Source organism: Rubripirellula reticaptiva, assembly GCF_007860175.1.
In the GTDB taxonomy this organism is placed as follows: Bacteria; Planctomycetota; Planctomycetia; order Pirellulales; family Pirellulaceae; genus Rubripirellula; species Rubripirellula reticaptiva.
The window spans coordinates 1,058,319-1,078,836 of sequence record NZ_SJPX01000003.1 but is presented as its reverse complement, the minus strand read 5'-3'; the positions used below and the strand labels follow the sequence as shown (position 1 = coordinate 1,078,836).

The window sequence follows — 20,518 nt, the reverse complement described above, 5'->3', positions numbered from 1 at the left end:
ACGCTCACTAAAAAAACTGGCTGCAGAGCCGAAAGTCAAATGGATAAAAATGATGGAAACAGCTCTGGTAGTTTCCAATTGTTTCTGAAGGATCCAGTCGCTTGCATTCACATCGAATTGGATTTCTGACTCAGAATTTTGTCAAGCGAATCAAAAACCCCGACGCTAGCTTGTTCCATCGCATCGAGTGCACGAACCAGAGGGGCACCGTTATCGGACACTCCCGACTCGAGAATCTCGAAGATGCGTTTGGTTGCCAGGTGCACTTCAGCATGCGGTCGTTCGAGCCCCGAATAGGCGGATGAGCTTGAAAACGATGTTTGTCCGTCTCCTTCGTAGTACCATTTACCTAAACGACAATTGTGGTCGTCAACGAAGGTGAACGTCGGCTTCTCCTCGATCACGCTTAGGTACGTGTTTACTTTCCAGATGATATGATCGAGCTTCGCCAAGCTCATAAAGACTCGATCATTCGCACCGCTGACCTTTTGGGTCGCTTCGACGTTGTTTTCATTGGTTTCGTGGATGCGTTGATTGAACGCGGCCACTTTGTCACGAATTTGGGCGCTGCGTTCATCGAGAGCGCGTGTCTGTTCGGCGACTTGCTTTGATTTCTTTTGGATACTCTCGATGGACTCGCCAATACTTGCGACTGCCGCCTGTGTTTCACGCGAGAGCGTTTTCACTTCGCTCGCGACAACGGCAAATCCCCTACCCGCTTCGCCCGCTCGCGCCGCTTCTATCGTCGCGTTGAGCGCAAGCAAGTTAGTTTGGGACGCTACGTCCTCGATCAAAGATACAAATTTGTGCATTCCCATCAACTGCTGGTCGGTTTGCTCTACCAACGCGCGCATTTGAGTGACCGCATGACTAAACTCGCCGATCTCGGCTCGAATCGATTCAGATTCACTTGAGAGCTGCCGGCAGTTGTCTTCGATCTGCCGGAAGTTGGTGGTGTTTTCGTTGTTGATCGAAACCGACTCGGCAAGGTTTGCTTGAATGCGAGCCAATCCGCTCTTTAGTTGCACGTTCTCGTTTGCAAGCACCTCAACAAGTTTGCCACTGCGAACGTCTCTTGTATTTTCAATCATGTCCGCCGTCGCCATTGTATCGTCCTTCTTCAGAAACCAAACTTGTTCACCAATAAATATGCAACACATTTTCGTTGCAGATTTGAATTTCATCATTTTGGAGAGAGATAGACAGCATTTCGAGACCCTCGAATCCGCCTGCGCATTCCGTTAAATGATCGGGAGCTGACATGTGAGCAAGTAAAAGGTACGCGCAACGTGAAACAATCGGCTAATATTTGGCCGGCATTTCGTTGTAGCGAATGCGAAGAAGAATTCGATACTTCTTGCCCAGCAAATCGCCTTGGATTGAAGCAGGCGGATGCTCAATCATCCATTGAAGATGGCGCGCCGCAAGCTTGGTATCAGCCAGCAGAGGCTTTGTCGATGGAAGAAGATGTTCAAAAGACTTTACACCGAATGACCTGCTACCAAAATCGGTAACACCTTCCGCGAGAAAGTCAGTACTCGATTCCCTAGCAACCGAACTGCAGTGCCTTAACCTCAGCCAATACTAATTCGATGCTAAAGTTACCCCACTGAGAAATGAAGGGAAGACTGACGGGCTGGATTCCCGATTTAAATCCGATGCGGTGTCCAGTACCGGTAATCACCGTCGGCAGCGCCAAACTTAAATCGTATTTTTCGAGACGCCCTTTGGCATTTCCGGCGATCATGTTCGTCAATTCTCCGACCGCATCGATCACGTCACCGTCCAATCCGTCCGGCTCCATCCCTAGAAGCACTGCAGTGGCCGCTATTGCGGTTTTCTCGTCAAAGCAAATGATGACGTCGCCCGAAATCGAGCCGGTCAATCCGATGATTCCGCTAACACCGCGAGCAGCGAGTTGATGGTTGTGTGTTGCTTCGCCGCTGGTGACTTCACTGCCGAGCATTGTTTCAAAAACGCTGGTCGTCGAGTCTTTGAACGCTTTGACTACTTCGTCATTCATGGTTTGCCCCATTTAATCGCTGGATGAGTTTTCGGCTGATCGGAGCAACCCGTTACGCGGAGACCGCAACGTATTTTTGGAGCTTGTCCATTAAAGTTTCTTGCTCAAATGGTTTGACCAAGTAGTTGCTGGCGCCGGCCTGAATCGCCTCTAAAACTCGCCCCTGCTCCGATTCCGTCGTGATCATGATCACCGGAGTCGTTGATCCGCTCGATCGAATCGCCTTTAGTAATTCAAGGCCGTTCATGTTTGGCATATTCCAATCCGTCAATACCAATTGAAAGCTTTCTTCGCCAAACAACGCGAGTGCCTGCGCACCGTCGGCTGCTTCCACGACATCCGAAATTCCGATCGCATTGAGCGCACGAAGGATGATCTTCCTCATCACACCCGAATCATCAACCAACAATACCTTTTGGCTCATCATAAAACTCGATTACTAGATTCTGTTCAATTTTGAAAAACGGATTTCGGTCGTGGAACGAGTAGCTCTCTAAAGTTGCGTGTCTGCTGCCAAAACACTTGAAAACATTGGTTCCCAATTTGCTCGCCCGTCAAACCATAACACTTGATCTGTGTAACACCGACAAAAAGTACGTGGGTCAAAGCGAACCCAATCAATCAACAATGAAGAATCGGATATTTCCGTAAGATCCGCAAGCTGAACGCTTTCCGTTTGTCTTTTCTTAACCCTGTTGCAAATTTGACAGTAGTTCATCTCGGACATTTCGTATTCGAACCGAGAAAATGGCGATGGGCACAACCATCTGGAAACAACGGTACGGGGGTACCCAGTGGTATTTGAGGATCAAGAAATCATTCAAGAGTTCGTCGTTGAATCGACGGAACATCTTTCAGACATCGAAAACCAGCTTCTTACGATTGAAGAGGGCGGTGCCGATATAGACGTCGCCCTCGTCAATACGGTGTTCCGCGCGGTTCACTCGATCAAGGGTGCGGCCGGCTTTCTATCCTTAACGTCGATCAACGAACTGGCGCACAGTCTCGAAAACGTTCTCAACTTGATGCGTGAACGACAGTTGGTGCCGACGAAAGCCATCGTTGACATGATGCTGAAGGCCGCCGACCAACTACGTGGGCTGCTCGAAAACGTAATGAACTCGAACGAAGTCGACGTGAGTGAACTCTCTAACTCGCTCAGTTCCGTCGCCGCGGGAAATCCGACCGTTGCTGCCAAACCGCTTGCCGTTTCCGCATCAAAAGCATCAAAAGCATCAAAAGCATCAAAAGCATCAAAAGCATCAAAAGCATCAAAAGCATCAAAAGCATCAAAAGCATCAAAACCAACCAAAACTTGACCGAAGAGAACAGCGAAGAAGCGCACGCCAGCAAAGAAGAAAGTCGCCGCGGCAGAAAAATCTGCTGACAACTCTCTCGCCGAAGCCGAAGCACTGATCGCAGCAATAGAAGCTGCGGGAGCGACATGCGTTCAAGGCATGAACGAAGCTGCTCCCGATTCTGCTAAGTCATCGGTGAACGGCCTGGACGATGAAGCGCTCCGCGAGTTCTTCATCGAAAGCTATGAGAATCTCGAACAACTCGAGCGAGACTTGTTGTCGCTCGAAAGTGAGCCCGCATCGGAGCAGTTGATCAACGGTGTCTTCCGCAGCATCCATACGATCAAAGGCACAGCCGGATTCCTCGGCTTTAGCAAGCTCGAACGTTTGTCCCACGTCGCTGAAAACCTTCTCGGCGACGTGCGTAGCGGAACGCTACCGATGGGATCTGAAATCGGCAACGCCTTGCTAACGACTGTCGACAAGGTTCGCGAACTGCTTTCGGCGATCGAGACTGATGGCACCGAAACCGAATGCGGCAGCGACTCACTCGCCGAGTCCCTGATGACGCTCCACGAAATTCTATTGCCAAGCGAATCAGCGAAGAAAAAATCGCCAGCTAAAAGCAACCCAAAGATAGAGCCCAAAACAACTGATCGGCGGACGGACGCCGCTCTCGCCGAGAACAATGTGCAGCCCACCGTCAAATCGATGGCGGCACAATCTATCTCTCAAGACGCGACTCCAGAGCCAGCCAAAGCGAGCGTCAATAGCGACATCAGCGCGGCCGAGAGCACCATTCGTGTCGATGTTTCTTTGCTCGACAAGTTGATGAACGGAGTCGGCGAACTGGTACTGGCCCGCAACCAGATTCTACAGTTTGCGAGCGGCAATATCGAAAGTGAACTGCATCGCACATCTCAGCGACTCAATCTGATCACTAGCGAATTGCAAGAAAGCGTGATGAAGACACGCATGCAGCCGATCGGAAACGTCTGGAGCAAGTTCCCTCGCCTAGTTCGAGACCTTGCCGGAATTTGCGAAAAGCAAGTTCGCATCGAAATGCAAGGCAAGGAAACGGAACTCGACAAAACGATCATCGAAGCGATCAAGGACCCCCTGACTCACTTGGTTCGCAATACCGTCGACCACGGAATCGAGCGTCCCGAAGTTCGTACACAAGTCGGCAAACAGGCCGAAGGATGTTTGACACTGCGTGCCTATCACGAGGGTGGTCAAGTCAACATCGAAATCTGCGATGACGGCGCCGGGATCAACGCCGAACGCGTGAAAGCCAAGGCACTCGAAAAAGGCTTGATGACGCAAGAACAGCTCGCGAAAATGAGCGACCGCGACGCGGGCAATTTGATCTTCTTGCCAGGCTTCTCAACCGCCGAAAAAGTCAGCAATGTTTCTGGTCGTGGCGTCGGCATGGATGTTGTCAAAACCAACATTGAAAAAATCGGTGGAACGGTCGATCTGCAGAGCCAGCAAGGTAAGGGCACCACGATCAAGATCAAGATCCCTTTAACGCTGGCGATCATACCCGCGCTCATTGTGACCTGTGACAACGATCGTTACGCCATTCCGCAAGTCAACTTGTTGGAACTGCTCCGCCTTGATGGCGACCAAGTATCCAGCAGCATCGAATGGATCCAATCGGCTCCCGTCTATCGACTTCGTGGACGCTTGTTGCCGCTGGTTTACTTGCGTGAACAGCTCAAGGTTGAAACCGAAACCGATTTTGATGCATTGAACATTGTCGTCTTGCGAGCCGACGACCGTCAATTCGGGTTGGTCGTCGATCGAATCAACGACAGCGAAGAAATCGTCGTCAAACCGCTAAGTAGTCAACTCAAAAACGTTCCCGTCTATTCCGGCACGACCATCATGGGTGACGGCCAGGTTGCGCTAATTCTTGATGTGATGGGCGTTGCTCATTCGGCAAACGTCATCACCGACGCGGGTAGGACACACTTACAAGATAGCCAAGAAAAGTCGCAAACACTCAACAAAGACCGACACACTCTGCTGGTGGCCGGAGTCGGAAAGTCAAACCGATTCGCGATCGAATTGGCTCAAGTCACACGGTTAGAGAAGATCGACACCTCCAAGATCGAACACACAGATAACCGCGAAGTCGTTCAATACCGCGGCGAGATTCTGTCGCTCGTTCGACTTGGGGATCTGATGGGTGTTCCGAGTTCGCGAGACCACAGTGATCCATTCATCGACGTGATTGTTTACAACGACGACGATCGAGCAATCGGAATCGTTGTCGATCGGATCATCGACATCGTCGAACAGACGATTGAGATCGATAAGAGAGCATGCAATTCCGGACGTGCCATGTCGACCGTAATCCTAGGCCAAGTTACGGACCTGATCGATTTACCGGCCATCATTAGTCGTTAGTCAAAGTCAAACACGCCCCGCGAATCGAACTGAAAAACACATCCACCCTATCAGACAATGAATTCCATGGTCGCACCTACCCGACAACTCTGCACATTCTTTTTGGGCAACCACATCTTTGGTGTGGACGCGCACATGGTTCAAGAAGTCATTCGTTATCAAGAAATGACACACGTGCCACTGGCACCGTCGTCGGTCAGTGGGCTCATCAATCTGCGTGGCCAGATCGTAACGGCGATCGATATGCGTAAACGTCTCGGTTATCCCGATCGGGATGACGACAAGCGTCCAATGAACGTCGTCGTAAGATCCGACGACGGTGCTGTCAGCCTGTTAGTCGATGCCATCGGCGATGTTATCGAAGTGTCGAAAGACGAGTTCGAGACCGCACCTGACACACTTCAAGGACTGACACGTGAGCTGATCGAAGGAGCTTACAAACTCAAGGACGGCCTGCTATTAGTGCTGAAAACCAAAGATGCCATTCGCGAGTGATCCTTCCTTCACCTACCGCTCATGCGGTAATCAAAACCTAAAAACTGAACTAACTAGGGGTATATAAAAGTGACCAAATTTAAGAACCTTTCAATGAACGCAAAATTGCTAATGCTGTCGGCAGTTTTCGCAACCGGATTCTTGATCTTCGGAGCTGTCGCTTTCTCGACGCTCAGCACTGTCAAGATCGACGGGCCACATTACAACAAGATCGTGGCCGACAAGAATTTGATGGCAGACATCTTGCCACCGCCAGCTTTCATTATCGAGGCGTCTTGGCTTTCACGGAAGCTTCGCGACACAACGTCGCCGGATGAAATTGCGTTCATCGAGTCTGAATTCTCGCGTCTCAAAAGCGAATACAATGCTTCGCTTAAGAATTGGACGGACACAATCGAGGATCCGCAACTTCAACGAGAGTTTCTGGATCGTTCGCAAGTCGCCGCCCGTGAATTCTTTAATGTCGTTGAGAAAGAGCTGATCCCCGCTGCTAAACGCCAAGACAGCGAGGCAGTAGCGAAGCTATTGCTTCACGATTTGGAACAGAACTTTGGTGATCACTTCGCTGCGATCAAGGAGACCGTTTCCCGGAACAAGGAGATTGAGGAGATCGACCAGAACTTGGCGACTGCTACCACTCAATCAAGATCATTTTTATTGAAGTCGCTCGGAGTGTTTCTACTTTCGTCAATTGTGGGTTTCACGATTTGGTTGCGGAAGGGAATTGCCAAGCAAGAAGAGAAGAACAACGAATACGCCTATGCGTTAGCGGCGGTAAGCCGATCCGTTTGCTTGATCGAGTTCGATCTCGATGGAAAAATTTTAACGGCCAATGATCAGTTCCTTGACCTTATGGGCTACTCGATCGACGATCTTCGTGGGAAGAACCACAGCATGCTCATTGAGCCGACCCGACAGGCGGCGGATGCAGAGAAGGAATTGTGGGACCACATGAGGAAGGGATCGTTTCAATGCGGTGAATGCAAACGCATCACCAAGACAGGCGAGGAAATCTGGTTCACGGGATGCTTCAACCCAGTCCTGGACGCAACAGGCAAGCCTTACAAAGTGATGGCCATCAAGCATGACAGCACTTTAAAGCACGAGATCATGGAGCGAGCCGAGGAACTGAAGGTTCGCGAGGAAATCATCAATCTAACAAGCATCGTTTCGGAATCGGACTTGAAGGGTGACATCATTGCGATCAATGAAAAGTTCATTGAAGTCTCTAAGTACAGCCGAAGCGAGTTGATTGGCAAGCCGCACAACACGACGCGCCATCCCGACATGCCAAAGGAAGTATTCAAGGAATTGTGGTCGACCATTGGTCGCGGAAAGATCTTCCGTGGCAAGATCAAAAACTTGGCCAAGGACGGAACACCGTATTACGTCGATGCATGCATCGCTCCGGTTATGGGCGACAATGGAAAGCCTCGAAAGTACATCGGTGTGCGATATGATATCACTGACGCTGAACTTGAACGGCAAAACGCCGCTGGCGTTTTGAACGCGATCGATCAGGCATATGCCTACATTGAGTTTGAGAGAGACGGAACGATCATTACCGCGAACTCGAACTTCCTCAACGCGATGGGATATCACTTGAGCGAAATTGTCGGTAACCATCACCGCATGTTTGTCGAGCCAGCCGAGGCAAGCTCGAGTGACTATTCTGACTTTTGGCGTAACTTGGCGGATGGAAAAATCATTTCGGACACCTTTCGACGGATACGTAAGGATGGCAGTGCTGCTTGGTTGCAGTCCGTTTATTCTCCAGTCAAGGACGAGATGGGACGTGTCCAAAAGGTTATCAAAATCGTTACCGACGTTACCGAACTTAAGCTGGCCGAATTCGAGACGATCGAGAATGCCAAACGTGAAAGTCAAAGGGCATCGGAACTTCGCGATGCGATGAACACGATCGGTGAAAACGCGACCGCTTTGGCGGGGGCATCGGAAGAACTGTCGGCCGTCAGCATGCAGATGAGCGGCAACGCCGAAGAGACTTCATCGCAGGCCAACGTTGTCTCGGCGGCGTCGGAACAGGTCAGCATGAATGTGCAAACCGTTTCGACTGGGGTTGAAGAATTGAACGCCGCCATTCGCGAAATCGCCAAGAACGCAACCGACGCGGCACGCGTGTCGCTGCAAGCCGTTTCGGTTGCCGACAACACGAACTGCACGATCGCCAAGCTCGGCGAAAGCAGTGTCGAAATTGGCAAGGTTGTCAAAGTGATCACTTCGATCGCCGAACAAACCAACTTGTTGGCTTTGAACGCGACGATCGAAGCGGCTCGTGCCGGAGAAGCTGGTAAGGGATTCGCGGTGGTTGCAAACGAAGTCAAGGAACTGGCGAAGGAAACCGCCAAGGCAACCGAAGACATCAGCAAAAAGATTGATGCGATCCAAGGCGACACTCAAGGAGCTGTCGATGCAATCCGCGAGATCAGTGAAGTGATCAACCAGATCAACGACATCAGCAGCACCATTGCCAGTGCCGTTGAAGAGCAAACTGCAACCGCGAACGAAATGGGACGCAACGTCGCCGAAGCGTCTCGCGGAGCCAGCGAAATTGCTCAGAACATCACCTCGGTCGCGACCGCAGCGGAAAGCACCACGCGAGGTGCTGAGAATAGCCAGCAAGCTGCGGGTGAACTCAGCCGCATGGCTGCCGAATTGCAAGATTTAGTATCTCGATTCAAGAGCAGCGGGAACGGATCGAGCGGCAATTTGCAAAGCAATCCAATCGGTTCCCCCGTCTTGGCAACCGCTCCGATCGGCTCGTACCAGTCGGTTTAGTGCCGACGCGATGAAATCCAGTGCTCCCAGGTTCGGACCAACCGGCTTGGGAGCCACTTGGCATTCGACCAACCCGATTCAATCGCAACGGCGCGCCAATGATGGATTCGCCGCGCAACCAAACCAACCAAATCAGCTTACCTGTACTTTTAAAAAGTAGGAATCGCATCATGCGAGCTCTTGTTGTAGACGACTCCCGCGCAATCCGACGAATCGTCGGGACCATGATGCGCAACTTGGGATACGAAGTTCACGAAGCGGAACATGGCGTTGATGCTTTGGAGAAACTCGAGCAAATTGAGACGCCCGATGTGCTTCTGATCGACTGGAACATGCCTGTCATGAACGGGATCGACTTGATCAAAGCTGTCCGCGCACAGGACAAGTACTCCGACGTGGCGATCATGATGGTCACGACCGAAACCGAAATGGAACGGATGGCGCAAGCATTCATCGCCGGGGCCAATGAGTACGTGATGAAGCCATTCGACGAAGCAACCATCACCGAGAAGCTGCAAATCCTCGGCGTAGGAGCTTAGTCAAGTGCGTAAAATTCGAGTACTCGTCGTCGATGACTCAACCGTCATTCGGCGACTCCTTTCCGATTCACTTGCGGCGGATCCCCAGATCGAAGTCTGTGGAATCGCGGCAAATGGAAAGATCGCCTTAGCAAAGATTCCGCAACTGAACCCGGATATCTTGACGCTGGATATGGAGATGCCCGAAATGGACGGCATCACCACGTTGGTCGAGCTGCGGAAGCTCTACCCGAAACTTCCCGTCATCATGTTCAGCACGCTGACTCAGCGTGGCGCCGTGGCAACAATGGACGCGCTCGCCAAGGGGGCCAACGACTACGTGACCAAGCCTGCGAATGTCGGCAGTGTCACCGCAGCGATGCAGCAAGTTCGCGACGAATTGGTTCCACGGATCAAGGCGTTTTGCCCGCATGTTGCGGCCGCACCGGCTGCAACCGCGCCATCGCTACCCCGAAGAACACCGAGTCGTCCCGTGGGCCTTCCGGCTCGCGTCGACGCAGTTGCCATTGGCAGCTCGACCGGTGGACCGAATGCATTGCAAACTGTGTTGACGCAATTATCGGCCGACTTTCCGGTCCCGGTCTTGATCGTTCAACACATGCCGCCTGTGTTTACGAAACACCTTGCTGACCGACTGAATCACCTATCAGCGCTGTCGGTTTTTGAAGCATCGCCTGGCGATACGATTCAACCCGGGGGTGTTTGGATCGCGCCCGGTGATTTTCACATGCGAATTCAAAGAGTGGGCACGGAGATCAAGACGAAGCTCGACCAGGAAACCCCCGAGAACTCGTGCCGACCTGCCGTCGATGTACTCTTTCGATCCGCATCTGAAATCTACGGACCGAACCTTTTGACCGTTGTTTTGACCGGAATGGGCCAGGACGGAGCTCGAGGTTCCGAAGCTGTTTGCCAAGCGGGCGGCAAAGTAATCATTCAAGACCAAGCAACTTCAGTCGTATGGGGCATGCCAGGCGCAGTCTCAAGACTCGGAATCGAAGACGCGACACTACCGCTCGAACGAATCGCTGCAGAAATCCAACGACGCTCTGCACTGGGCCGCACCGCAATTGGGAGACAGATGGCATGTCAATAGAAACAGCCACGACACCGAGCTTCGATTACATTTCGCAGCTCATTGTCCGCAAGTCCGCGATCGTCATTGATCCTGGAAAGAACTACTTGGTTGAGTCTCGACTATTGCCGGTGGCGCGTGCCCACGGGATGGCGTCTCTCGATGAACTCGTTCAGGCTTTGCAAAAGCCAGGTGCGGTCGCTCTTGTCGACGAAGTCGTCGACGCGATGACGACAAACGAATCTAGCTTCTTTCGCGATTTGCACCCGTTCAACGCGCTTCGGGAAGAAGTGATTCCAAGCTTAATTTCTCGCCGTTCGAAAGAACGTGTCCTGAACGTCTGGTCCAATGCTTGTTCAAGCGGCCAAGAGGTGTACTCGATCGCGATGCTGATCCGAGAACACTTTCCCGAGCTTGCCGGTTGGCGTGTTCGATTGACTGCAACCGACTTGTCAAAGCAGATTCTCCAGAAAGCTCAATCGGGCATCTACACCCAAACCGAAATCAATCGTGGTTTGCCGATGCCGATGCTCTTGAAGTATTTTCAACGCGATGGAATGCATTGGCGTATCAGTGATGAGATTCGAAGAATGGTCGAGTTCAAAGCGTTAAACCTGATCGAGCCCTGGCCTTCCATGCTTCCAAAGATGGATATCGTCTTCTTGCGCAATGTCTTGATCTACTTCTCCGTTGATACCAAAAAGCAAATTCTCGACAAAGTACACCGAGTCATGCAGAGCGACGGCGCTTTGTTTCTAGGTGGTGCCGAATCCACCATGAACCTGAACGTCAAGTTTGATCGAAAGATCATCGGCAAAGCAACAACCTACCTGCCGATCTAGCTCCATCGAGCCAAAAGCAACTGAATCAAACCTATCTGAAAAAGCAAAGATTATGATCTCGACCGAAGAAATCCTCGCCGTCTCTACAAACGTGTTCACGACCATGGTCGGATGCGATGTTGAATTGGCTGCTGACACCGACGAACTAGCGAACCAGTCACCTATCACCGGATGCGTTCAAATATCCGGCGAATGGACCGGGGCAATCTTAGTCCAGACGAGCGGAAAACTGGCATCCTTCGTCGCCAGCAAAATGTTTGCGATGGAAGTCGACCAACTGGACAAAAACGATTGCCAAGACACGATGGCGGAGATCGCCAATATGATCGGCGGCAATATCAAGAGCCTCGTGCCCGGACCGTCCGCGTTGTCGCTGCCGACCGTAACGACCGGTAAGGAATTCGACATTCGCATTTTCGGCACCGAAATTGAAAACTCGATCCCGATGCTATGCAACGGCGAGCAACTTCGCGTCGTGATCTGCAAAGGCGTTTCTTGATCCAAGACGTCCCCGGTTGAAGCGCGATACGTTGAAACGCGATACGTTGAAACTTCATGAGGCGAATCAGCGCTATTTGAAGACTGGGGCCTAACCGATCGAAACGAGGCCTCTCTCCCTGACGTCAGCAGCGTGTTTTCGGGAACTTGGCAGTCAGCACCGGTTCCCCCGCTGCGAAATCACTCTCAACGGAAGCCCCGCAACACGATATGCTGGGCCATGTACCAGCTTGTCCGAAAAACGGACCTGACCGGGTTCCGCAAGTTCGAAACCTGACTCTGGGATTAGAACTTTTTTCTTGCGCTCTTCCCCCAATTGAAAACGAACTTTCGATCGAAAATCATGGCACGAAAAAACCCCGCAAAGCACACATCAAGCGTGATCTACGGGGCTAATGAATGATCCCTACGGGACTCGAACCCGTGTTGCCGCCGTGAAAGGGCAGTGTCCTAGACCGCTAGACGAAGGGACCGTTTAGCTAGACGAACATCTCGGCGAAGTGAATTCGCTTTCGTGTTCCTCATGGGCACCGTTGTAGCGAAGGTGAGCCGAGGTCGTCAAGGCATTCAAGACGACACCGAGGAATTTCTTTTCCCGTTGGGCTCTGATCGCGAAAAACGCCCTACGATTCGATGGGCGTATCGCCAGTTTCTGTCGCTGCATCACCTGCTTCGACAGTAAATTCGCCGGCTTCGAGGCTGCGCTGGATCGCATCGTAAACTTCGCGGCGGTGAACTGGCACCTCGCGCGGCGCTTCGACACCAAGGCGAACCTTGTCGCCGCGGATCTCGACAACAACGATTTTTATGTCGTTGTTGATTACGATACTTTCGTTCTTTTTTCTTGATAAAACCAGCATGTTTCGTCCTTTATTTTAACCGGCCCAATTTGAAATTTTCGTGCTTGCCTACAGTCCCGATGCTGTGCAGGTCTCTTGAATCAAAACTGATCCCTGCGTCACCGCTACGTAGGCCGGTTGTGCCACGCGAATTCTTTCCGTGGGTATTCGCCGCTCCTGACACCCCCAACTCTAGGTCAAAAAATGGCCACGTCAAGGAATCCCACCTTGACAAGCTGTAAATTTCGCTGCCCATTCCATCGTTTTGGCACACAATCGCTAAAACAGGACTTTAATGCTTGCAAAAGGACAGTTTCACGGTCGGAACTCCTACCAGCGGGCTATCGAAGTGGTCTTTTGAGCACCAGTGGGTATCATTCGCGTGAGGCACCGAGGTTGCCTCGTCGCGGCTTTGACGCGATCATCTTCATGACCGCCGGAACCGTTTCCAAGTTCGCTGCGTCGTAAAGACTGGAATCCTTCCATATCGAGCTGCTTCTCCGAGGGGATTTATCATGGTCCGGGCAATCAACAACAAGACTAGCAACACCGCCGAGAATGGACTTTCGGATTACACGCCGACGCGAGCAACCCAAACGTTGCCGCTGGTGCGAATGATCGTCGATGACTTGGTTCGTTTGAACGAGTCGATCTCGGCACAAAAGGACCAGCTGAAAGGTATCGATCAGCTTTCTGCGACCATGGACCGTCAGGCTTACGTCGACGAATTGTCAGACATGCGGGGAATGTTGGACGGGGACATCCAGCGCTTGCAAACTTGCATCGACGAACTGGCGCGGCTCGGAGTCGAAGTTCACCAGCCATTTGACGGGTTTGTTGATTTTCCGGCTCAACTGAACCGTCGGCCCATCCGACTGTGCTGGCATCCGGCCGATGAGAAGGTCGAGTACTGGCACGAACTTGGCCAGTCTGCGGATCAGCGGAAGAAGTGGGATGCAGCCGCGGTCGGCTGCTAGTCACATCGTTGAGTCTGGTATGGGTGTGTCGAGCCGATACCTACGTTTGAACGCTAGTTCGCTTTACCGGCTGCCTTCGCGTCGCAGGGTTAGTTCGCGGATGATCGAACGGCCAGCGACGAATTTGTTCGGCACAAAGCTGTTCGAGTCGAGCGGAATTTCCAGCCGCACGGTGACCTCGTCCGTCGTTCGGTCAATCGTGGCGGGTGTGACCGTCAATCCGACGTTGTTGACGCCCAAGCTGTTCATGACCCGCAATGTTTCATCGCGAACTTCCCCTGCCGTTGCGCCGGGGACAATTCCAGCTCGACAGCCTTCGTAGACAGCATTGTCAGCTGTGTGGCGAATCATTGCCACGCGGACGAATTCCATTGCGGCAAAAAAGAATAAGAACAACAAGGGCGCGACGATTGCGAACTCGACTGCCGTGGTACCGCGACGTATTTGATGCTTAGGGGAACGTTTCATCTCGAGTGTCCGGTTTGGATGGACGATAAAATGGATTCTCGCAAAGTTCTGGAATCGATCCGCAACTACTCTGTCATGATCGAACTGAGGGTCAAAGCGATCTCGCGATAGACGGCTTCCAATTCAAGTCCAGTGTCCGCGTGGAAGTGACGACCGCCACCGATCGATGCGACGTCCCGCATCCGAACTTGATCAGCACCTGCGCCGAATGTGATCGTGTGAATTGTCACGTTAGGGGCAGCCAGGTTAACGGCGACTGTTGATGGTTCCGCGCCTGTGTTGTGCCGGCCGTCGGTCATCAAGATGTAGGTCTGATCGACAAACTGAGTTCCAACGCTGCCGGCCATGATATTCGCACCGGCTTGCAGCCCGCGAGAAATACTGGTGTTGCCACCGACCGACATCGCTCGGATCCCCGCAGTGATCTGCGTCAAGTCTTCGGTTAGCGGAATGTCCTCGGTTGCGAACGTGCTGTAAGAAGCCATCCCTACGGCTTCATCCACGGGGGTGCCGTCAAGCGTCGTAACAAACGTGTCAATCGCACGGATCAGATCGTTGAACTTTGACCCTCGCATCGAGCCGCTGCGATCAACCACCAAGACAATATCCCGTTCGATGTAGGTCGCGGTTGCGGTACTGACCGGTTCAAAGAAGTTGACACCGAAGACGTTTCCAAAAAACAACGGAATCGGTCCCGATGGTGAACCAAACGTGCGTCGACCATTAACGGCGACGCTGTTCTGTGGCGTTCCGCCTTGGTTGAACTGAAACTTTCCGGACACCTGTTCGACGCTTCGTCCGAAACGAAAGTCACTTGCGTCCAGTAACAATGGCTCGCCGTTGACTGTGTTTGCTGCGGCAATTCGTTGGCCCTCGGCAATGGCCAGGTTTTGGTCCAAAGTTTCCGCCAGACTTGCCGACGCAGCCTTGGACGCAGCATCAGTCGCGGTACGGAGTTCCGTTCGCGCCAGGTGCATGTGAGCGATGTCGACCGAAAAGGCAACGGCGACCATGAATCCGATCATCATCACAACGATCAAAATCAACATCGCACCACGGCGATTCGATGCTTTCCGTTTCGCCAATTGATGACGGACAATGGAAGGCGACGGCAATGGATGGCTTTGGTTTGCAGTGAAAATGGTACGAGCTTTCAAGTCTAGGATTCTCATCAGGTTTGCCTACTCTTTCACCATCACGACGCGCGCGGTCAGAATACGGTTGGTGACAAATTGTCCAGCCAACGGACTGTTGGTCGCGGTCGGTGCGCTGACCTCGACCACAATCTCGTCGCCGCGATTCGCTGCGGCCGAATCACCATTGGGATAGCCGATGGTGAAGTCATTGACGTTGCGAGCCTGCAGAATATTGATGGCTCGGTCAGTTCCTTGGACATTGTCGCTGCTGACACGTGCGGACTCGCGAATCGCTTCGTACGCCGCGACGTTCAGTGACTGTTTCAGGAAGATGAAGCTGGACGCTTCGATCGAACCGAAAACCAGCAGCACTAACACGGGCAGGCAAACGGCAAACTCTACCGCTGCGACACCACGTCGACTTTGACCAGCCGATCGATGGCGGCGGGTTCTTGCGGTAACGGATTTGGATAGACGATGCATGATTAGAACTTGAAGCCGAGGGCAAAAAACAAACCTGAGGACGTCAGTGCCGAACTAGGAGGCCGGTTCGTCAAAGTCCAGTTCAACGGCAGGCGCCGCCTTGTCTAACGATTCATTGCGTTCCATCAACGAATTGAAGTTGGTGGCGATCTCGCCCCAGAAGTCGTTGTTGCGGAAGTGCAGCGGCGCGACAGCACGGCCTTGGCTGGCGTCGGAAAGCGCAGCACGCAATCGCAAGATTGGTCCGGCAAACCGGTTTGTCATTTTCAGCGTGTCCCAAACGAAAGCTGGAATCAACGCCAACGTAATGACAAAGAACGGCAGGAACCGTTTGACGGTATCACCAAAAGTCGCACCCCAAGGCACATCGGGTTGTTCGAACAAGCGAATCCAGATCGTCAGTGCCATCGCGTTGCAGATAAAGAATACGACCCAGTGAATCGCAATTTTTTTCAGGACGCCACCTTGGACTTCGGGGTCGACCAGGGCCTTGCGTCGTTTGATGGTCGTTTGGCTCATCCGAATATCGCTCGATTGTTCTAGTAAACGTTGGAATCTGTACCGCGGGCACCTTGCCGACGTTGGAAACCTACAACACAACGAACAATCATGCGGATTAGGAAAAAGAAATTGCCGCCCGATTGGCAAAATTTGGATGGCTTATCGTCACCAAATCGATTTAGAACGGATGTTGCCGATACACCGCACCCGTCAAAGACCGCAGAAGCGGCATGATCGCACCAAGATCGAGAAGGCTTGCGAGAGCAAACCATGAATGATCAAAGAAAAACGGGTGCAACGATCGCGATAACCACAGGGCCGAGCTGGCCCCGAACCCGTACTTCGAAATCGAAACAGCCGATTGCCGCAAACTAATAGTCGATCGCGGTTTCGTCGGCTGCACGATTGTTTTGCTCGCGCAGCTGATTCATCGTTTCAATGATCGCTTCGGACTGAGCTCGGATCGCATCCTTGACGTCCTTGTGTTCTAGGGCTTGGCGTCCTTGCGTCTGATGCGCATCGACTTTTTGCCAATCCATCATCCAGTTGTTCAGGTTAGCCGCATCGCGCAGCGACTGGACCGTTTCGCCAAGTCGTTCATACAGTTTGTTGGTTGGCTTGGCGTCATATCGACGATAGGGTCCTTTTGCACCGGACGCCACGACGGCTGGCGAACGATTCTTGACGACTTGCATCCACTGCACCAACGCGATGACAGAAGTGATGGTGCCTAAGATGATTGCAACCACCATCGGTCCGATCCAATTTCGATCGCCCGGAGTGTTGGCATCGTAGGGATCAACGATCGCCATGACGGCTAGCAGGATCGCGCCGAGGATACAGATCACTACCGTTCCCAGAATCGCGCGCGAGACGCCAGGTTCCTCTCGACCGCGACTTGGCTTTCGTGGCACGTCACTGCCTTCGATTGGTTCGGTTACTCGAACCACGATCACCGACGTGTTGTCGGAACCACCGCGAAGGTTTGCCAAATCAACTAAGACACGAACCGCTTTTTCTGCGGGCAAACAATCCAACAACACGCCAATCTCGTTGTCTTCGACTAAGCCAGTCAATCCGTCACTGCACAGCAGGAATTGGTCGCCGACCTCAACCGGAAACGGACCTTCAAGATCAACGTTGACAACTGCGTTGGGGCCAAGCGAACGAGTAATGACATTGGAAGGGATGCCCTGGCAGCTTTGGCCCGTCGCTTCCATTTCCCAGACCAGCGAGTGGTCGAACGTCAATTGTTCTAACAACCCATTACGCAGCCGGTAGACACGCGAATCTCCCACGTGCCCGACCCACGCGCCGGTTGGTGCAATCACCAGCGCACTGGCGGTTGTACCCATGTTATGAAATTCGGGATTGCTTTGCCCCCGTTGGTGAATTTCGTCGTTTGCATCGGAGACCGCTGATCGCAGGGCATCGGCCGTTGTGCGTGAATGCGAACGAAAAAACTGCATTGCAATTCGTTCGGTCGCCATCTGACTAGCCAGTTCGCCAGCCGCGTGAGCGCCCATACCGTCTGCGACCACGAACAAATGTCCACGATCGCGGAACCGTTCAGGGGACTTTGCGGGCAAGCATGCGAGCGAGTCCTGGTTGTTGGCGCGGCGCATCCCGACATCCGTCAGGTGAGCGAACACGATTCCTGGGTTCCATCGCTCCGACACCGGCTATTGACTCAAACAAAGGGAATGGACGCGGGTTCGCCGACGATTCAAACGATCAACCATTTAAACAAACATGCACTCGAATACGAACGCGGGCTCAGTTGGTGAATCCCGCAGCAACCTTCATCACGTTCTTTCTGACTTCCAGCTTAGCAAAACGCGTTTGATCCGCACAGTTTAACGAAAAAACAGTTTAACGACCTGAGAGCAGGGATGCTGGCGGACTCGCCAAGAAACATTTTGGTGAAAGCCCCAGACGCTCAAAACTCGCCGATCGTAGCTCCTAGGATGGCGGCACAAAACTGGCTTTTACCGACCAGGTTCCTTCAAACACTTGCTCGGCAAGCGATCGACGTTTCCGCGGCCCGAGCTCGCGTTTTTGCAACTCGACTTCAGCTTCGCTTGCCGGTTCACTGGTATCGGGATTGCCGATCGCGATCGCGGTTTCCGGCTGGTAGCCTTCGGGAATATTGTACGCCAAGCGTGTTGCACTTAGATTCAACCCTGCCATCTGGTGAACTTGAAGCCCCAATTCAGTTGCTTGCAGAGCAAGATGTGCCGACGCTTGCCCGAGGTCGTGCAAGGCGACGCGGTTCGGTTTACCGTTGTACTGGAACGTCGTCCGAATCACTGAAACCATGATCACGCTGGCCTTTGCGGCCCAGCCTTGATTGGCTTCCAACAAGCAGCCGACCATTTTCTTGAATGCTTCGGTATCTTGACGCTTCGCCAAGATCCACGACCAAGGTTGATCGTTAAAACTGCTGGCCGCCCACCGGGCTGCTTCCAGGCAACACAGAATTTTAGAATCGTCGATCGGACTGGCGTCGAAGCGATACGGGCTCCAGCGTTTTTGGATGGATTCAATGACTGGAAATTCAGTCGGGTTGATGGACATCGATACAAGCTCGCGAAGGTTGGAAAGTTTCGAGGACGTTCGCTCAATAAAAAGGAGACTGAATTTCGTGGCAGATCCCGACGAAACACGTTGTTGGTCATCATTGTCAATCAAAGAGCGTTGCCAAATCGTAGCAGGGGTGGCGACTGTGATGGCGGATGCGACAGAGGAATTGATTCGGCTGTGTACGTCCGACCAGCGGCGTGATCCTGTCGAAACGATCACGTCGGAATTATTACCCTTGGCATCAGCGCTGAGGTGGATTGGCCGCCGAGGAACAAAAGTACTGGCGCCAAGAAAATGCGGCATCGCTGGGCGGCCTGTTTGGTTAGCGGGTGTTCACAGCACGGTCAGCCGTCAGCCGCACGGCAAAGTTCTGATTCTCGGAGCGTGGAACTATCCGTTGCTGCTAACGGGTGTTCAGATGGCTCAAGGACTTGCCGCTGGCAATCGAGTCATCGTAAAACCGGCGATCGGCTGCGAAGCGGCGACCGAACGGATGATCCAAGCGTTTCATGCCGGCGGGGTTCCCACGACTGAACTGATACAGATTGATTCGTCGGCCGATGCAGCGATCCGAGTGATCGATGCCGGTGTCGACTTGATCGTGCTGACGGGTGCGGCATCGACGGGGCGTGCCGTCATGCGACAAGCCGCTGAAACGCTAACGCCCACGATCATGGAACTTAGCGGCTGTGACGCTGTGATCGTCATGCCTGACGCCGACATCGAACGAGCCGCCGACGCGATCGACTTTGCACTCAATTTCAACTCGGGCGCCACCTGCATCGCACCACGTCGGCTGATCGCCGAATCAACGACTGCTGATCAGCTGAAATCGGCTCTCGTCAAACGACAAGTATCCCGGCGCGACGTAATCGTTCATTCATCCGCGCGATCGACGGTTGCTGACATCATCGAACGGTCGATCGCGTCCGGGTGTGTTGACGTCACAAATAAATTTGACGCGACGTTCCTGCGCCAAACCGGCAAGATGGCTCCCGCGATCTTAGACAGCGTTGAACCTCACCATCCCGTCGCTTCGGCCGACCTGTTCGCCCCCGTGACGTCAATCATGCGTGTTGAAAAAATTGATGACGCGGTTCGGATCGTCAACGATTGTCCGTACCGTTTGGCAGCGTCTGTTTTCGGCAACCGGAAGGGGGCAGTCGCGATCGCAAGTCGGCTTTCGGTTGGATCGGTCTCCATCAACGATGTGATCGTGCCAACCGCGGACCCGAGAGTACCGTTTGGTGGCCGAGGCAGCAGCGGATTCGGAGTGACCCGTGGCGAGGAAGGCTTGCTGGCGATGACGACTGCAAAAGTCACGGCAGTGCGACACGGCAAATGGATGCCACACTTGCGGCCCCGGACCGACAAGGACATTCAAATACTATCCGCCCTGGTTGCCCTACTGCATGGATCAATGAACGTGCGATGGAAGGCAATCAGACGTGTGTTGGGCAAGTGAACGATCGATGCAAGTCTCGAATGTATTGAGCGTTCACGGTTAAGCGCTGAAAACAAAACCGACGGCTAACCGCTCGTGCAAG

General features: G+C 52.8%; 21 protein-coding genes and 1 tRNA gene. 11 read left to right on the top strand and 11 right to left on the bottom strand.

The genetic code is table 11. The annotated features are described in order from the left end of the window. Positions 1–107: 107 nt before the first annotated feature. Entirely contained in the window at positions 108–1,160 is a 1,053-nt protein-coding gene (locus Poly59_RS16680; protein ID WP_246151711.1) for a methyl-accepting chemotaxis protein, read from the bottom strand. A 129-nt stretch (positions 1,161–1,289) separates the two neighbouring features. On the opposite strand from Poly59_RS16680, the gene Poly59_RS29610 reads away from it, so the two are divergent. Continuing rightward, positions 1,290–1,514, top strand: coding sequence for a hypothetical protein (locus Poly59_RS29610; RefSeq protein ID WP_186776315.1), 225 nt, complete (start codon positions 1,290–1,292; stop codon positions 1,512–1,514). A gap of 32 nt (positions 1,515–1,546) precedes the next feature. On the opposite strand, the gene Poly59_RS16675 is transcribed toward Poly59_RS29610, so the two are convergent. Beyond that, a complete protein-coding gene (locus tag Poly59_RS16675) occupies positions 1,547–2,023 on the bottom strand; it encodes a chemotaxis protein CheX (RefSeq protein ID WP_186776314.1) in 477 nt (158 codons plus the stop codon). 52 nt (positions 2,024–2,075) lie between these two features. Beyond that, entirely contained in the window at positions 2,076–2,447 is a 372-nt protein-coding gene (locus Poly59_RS16670) for a response regulator (protein ID WP_146535358.1), read from the bottom strand. Positions 2,448–2,817: 370 nt separating this feature from the next. Here Poly59_RS16670 and Poly59_RS16665 point away from each other — a divergent pair, with 370 nt between their 5' ends. The 8 genes from Poly59_RS16665 (at position 2,818) to Poly59_RS16630 (ending at position 11,985) form a co-directional block, all read left to right on the top strand. Continuing rightward, entirely contained in the window at positions 2,818–3,342 is a 525-nt protein-coding gene (locus Poly59_RS16665) for an Hpt domain-containing protein (RefSeq protein ID WP_186776313.1), read from the top strand. Between the two features lie 138 nt (positions 3,343–3,480). Continuing rightward, positions 3,481–5,736, top strand: coding sequence for a chemotaxis protein CheW (locus tag Poly59_RS16660; RefSeq protein WP_146535184.1), 2,256 nt, complete (start codon positions 3,481–3,483; stop codon positions 5,734–5,736). Between the two features lie 66 nt (positions 5,737–5,802). Then, positions 5,803–6,231, top strand: a complete 429-nt coding sequence (locus tag Poly59_RS16655; RefSeq protein WP_146535183.1) for a chemotaxis protein CheW — start codon at positions 5,803–5,805, stop codon at positions 6,229–6,231. Positions 6,232–6,300: 69 nt separating this feature from the next. After that, on the top strand, positions 6,301–9,030 hold the full coding sequence (locus Poly59_RS30230) for a methyl-accepting chemotaxis protein (RefSeq protein WP_246151710.1): 2,730 nt from the start codon (positions 6,301–6,303) through the stop codon (positions 9,028–9,030). Between the two features lie 170 nt (positions 9,031–9,200). After that, entirely contained in the window at positions 9,201–9,569 is a 369-nt protein-coding gene (locus tag Poly59_RS16645; RefSeq protein WP_146535182.1) for a response regulator, read from the top strand. 4 nt (positions 9,570–9,573) lie between these two features. Next, positions 9,574–10,665: a protein-glutamate methylesterase/protein-glutamine glutaminase gene (locus tag Poly59_RS16640; RefSeq protein ID WP_146535181.1), complete on the top strand. Its 1,092-nt coding sequence runs from the start codon at positions 9,574–9,576 to the stop codon at positions 10,663–10,665. Beyond that, positions 10,656–11,486, top strand: coding sequence for a CheR family methyltransferase (locus Poly59_RS16635; RefSeq protein ID WP_146535180.1), 831 nt, complete (start codon positions 10,656–10,658; stop codon positions 11,484–11,486). Before Poly59_RS16640 ends, Poly59_RS16635 begins: the two co-directional genes overlap by 10 nt. A 52-nt stretch (positions 11,487–11,538) precedes the next feature. Next, positions 11,539–11,985, top strand: a complete 447-nt coding sequence (locus tag Poly59_RS16630) for a chemotaxis protein CheX (RefSeq protein ID WP_146535179.1) — start codon at positions 11,539–11,541, stop codon at positions 11,983–11,985. Between the two features lie 399 nt (positions 11,986–12,384). Here the strand turns inward: Poly59_RS16630 and Poly59_RS16625 are convergent. Then, positions 12,385–12,457, bottom strand: a tRNA-Glu gene (locus Poly59_RS16625). 150 nt (positions 12,458–12,607) lie between these two features. After that, positions 12,608–12,844 carry a carbon storage regulator CsrA gene (csrA, locus tag Poly59_RS16620; RefSeq protein ID WP_146535178.1) on the bottom strand — a complete coding sequence of 79 codons (237 nt, stop codon included), beginning with the start codon at positions 12,842–12,844 and terminating at the stop codon, positions 12,608–12,610. Between the two features lie 494 nt (positions 12,845–13,338). On the opposite strand from csrA, the gene Poly59_RS16615 reads away from it, so the two are divergent. Next, positions 13,339–13,800: a DUF2203 domain-containing protein gene (locus Poly59_RS16615; protein ID WP_146535177.1), complete on the top strand. Its 462-nt coding sequence runs from the start codon at positions 13,339–13,341 to the stop codon at positions 13,798–13,800. A gap of 63 nt (positions 13,801–13,863) precedes the next feature. Here Poly59_RS16615 and Poly59_RS16610 read toward each other — a convergent pair whose 3' ends face one another. The 6 genes from Poly59_RS16610 to Poly59_RS16585 form a co-directional block, all read right to left on the bottom strand. Then, entirely contained in the window at positions 13,864–14,268 is a 405-nt protein-coding gene (locus Poly59_RS16610) for a TadE/TadG family type IV pilus assembly protein (protein ID WP_146535176.1), read from the bottom strand. A 65-nt stretch (positions 14,269–14,333) separates the two neighbouring features. After that, positions 14,334–15,440: a vWA domain-containing protein gene (locus tag Poly59_RS16605; RefSeq protein WP_246151708.1), complete on the bottom strand. Its 1,107-nt coding sequence runs from the start codon at positions 15,438–15,440 to the stop codon at positions 14,334–14,336. A 9-nt stretch (positions 15,441–15,449) separates the two neighbouring features. Beyond that, positions 15,450–15,887, bottom strand: coding sequence for a TadE/TadG family type IV pilus assembly protein (locus tag Poly59_RS16600; RefSeq protein ID WP_146535175.1), 438 nt, complete (start codon positions 15,885–15,887; stop codon positions 15,450–15,452). 54 nt (positions 15,888–15,941) lie between these two features. Continuing rightward, on the bottom strand, positions 15,942–16,406 hold the full coding sequence (locus tag Poly59_RS16595) for a hypothetical protein (RefSeq protein WP_246151707.1): 465 nt from the start codon (positions 16,404–16,406) through the stop codon (positions 15,942–15,944). A gap of 353 nt (positions 16,407–16,759) precedes the next feature. Further along, the gene (locus Poly59_RS16590) at positions 16,760–18,067 is read right to left on the bottom strand and encodes a PP2C family protein-serine/threonine phosphatase (RefSeq protein ID WP_246151706.1); all 1,308 of its coding nucleotides are present in this window, start codon (positions 18,065–18,067) and stop codon (positions 16,760–16,762) included. A gap of 283 nt (positions 18,068–18,350) precedes the next feature. Beyond that, positions 18,351–18,965 carry a nitroreductase family protein gene (locus Poly59_RS16585; RefSeq protein ID WP_146535174.1) on the bottom strand — a complete coding sequence of 205 codons (615 nt, stop codon included), beginning with the start codon at positions 18,963–18,965 and terminating at the stop codon, positions 18,351–18,353. 67 nt (positions 18,966–19,032) lie between these two features. On the opposite strand from Poly59_RS16585, the gene Poly59_RS16580 reads away from it, so the two are divergent. Then, positions 19,033–20,436 carry an aldehyde dehydrogenase family protein gene (locus Poly59_RS16580; RefSeq protein WP_246151705.1) on the top strand — a complete coding sequence of 468 codons (1,404 nt, stop codon included), beginning with the start codon at positions 19,033–19,035 and terminating at the stop codon, positions 20,434–20,436. Positions 20,437–20,518: the final 82 nt, after the last annotated feature.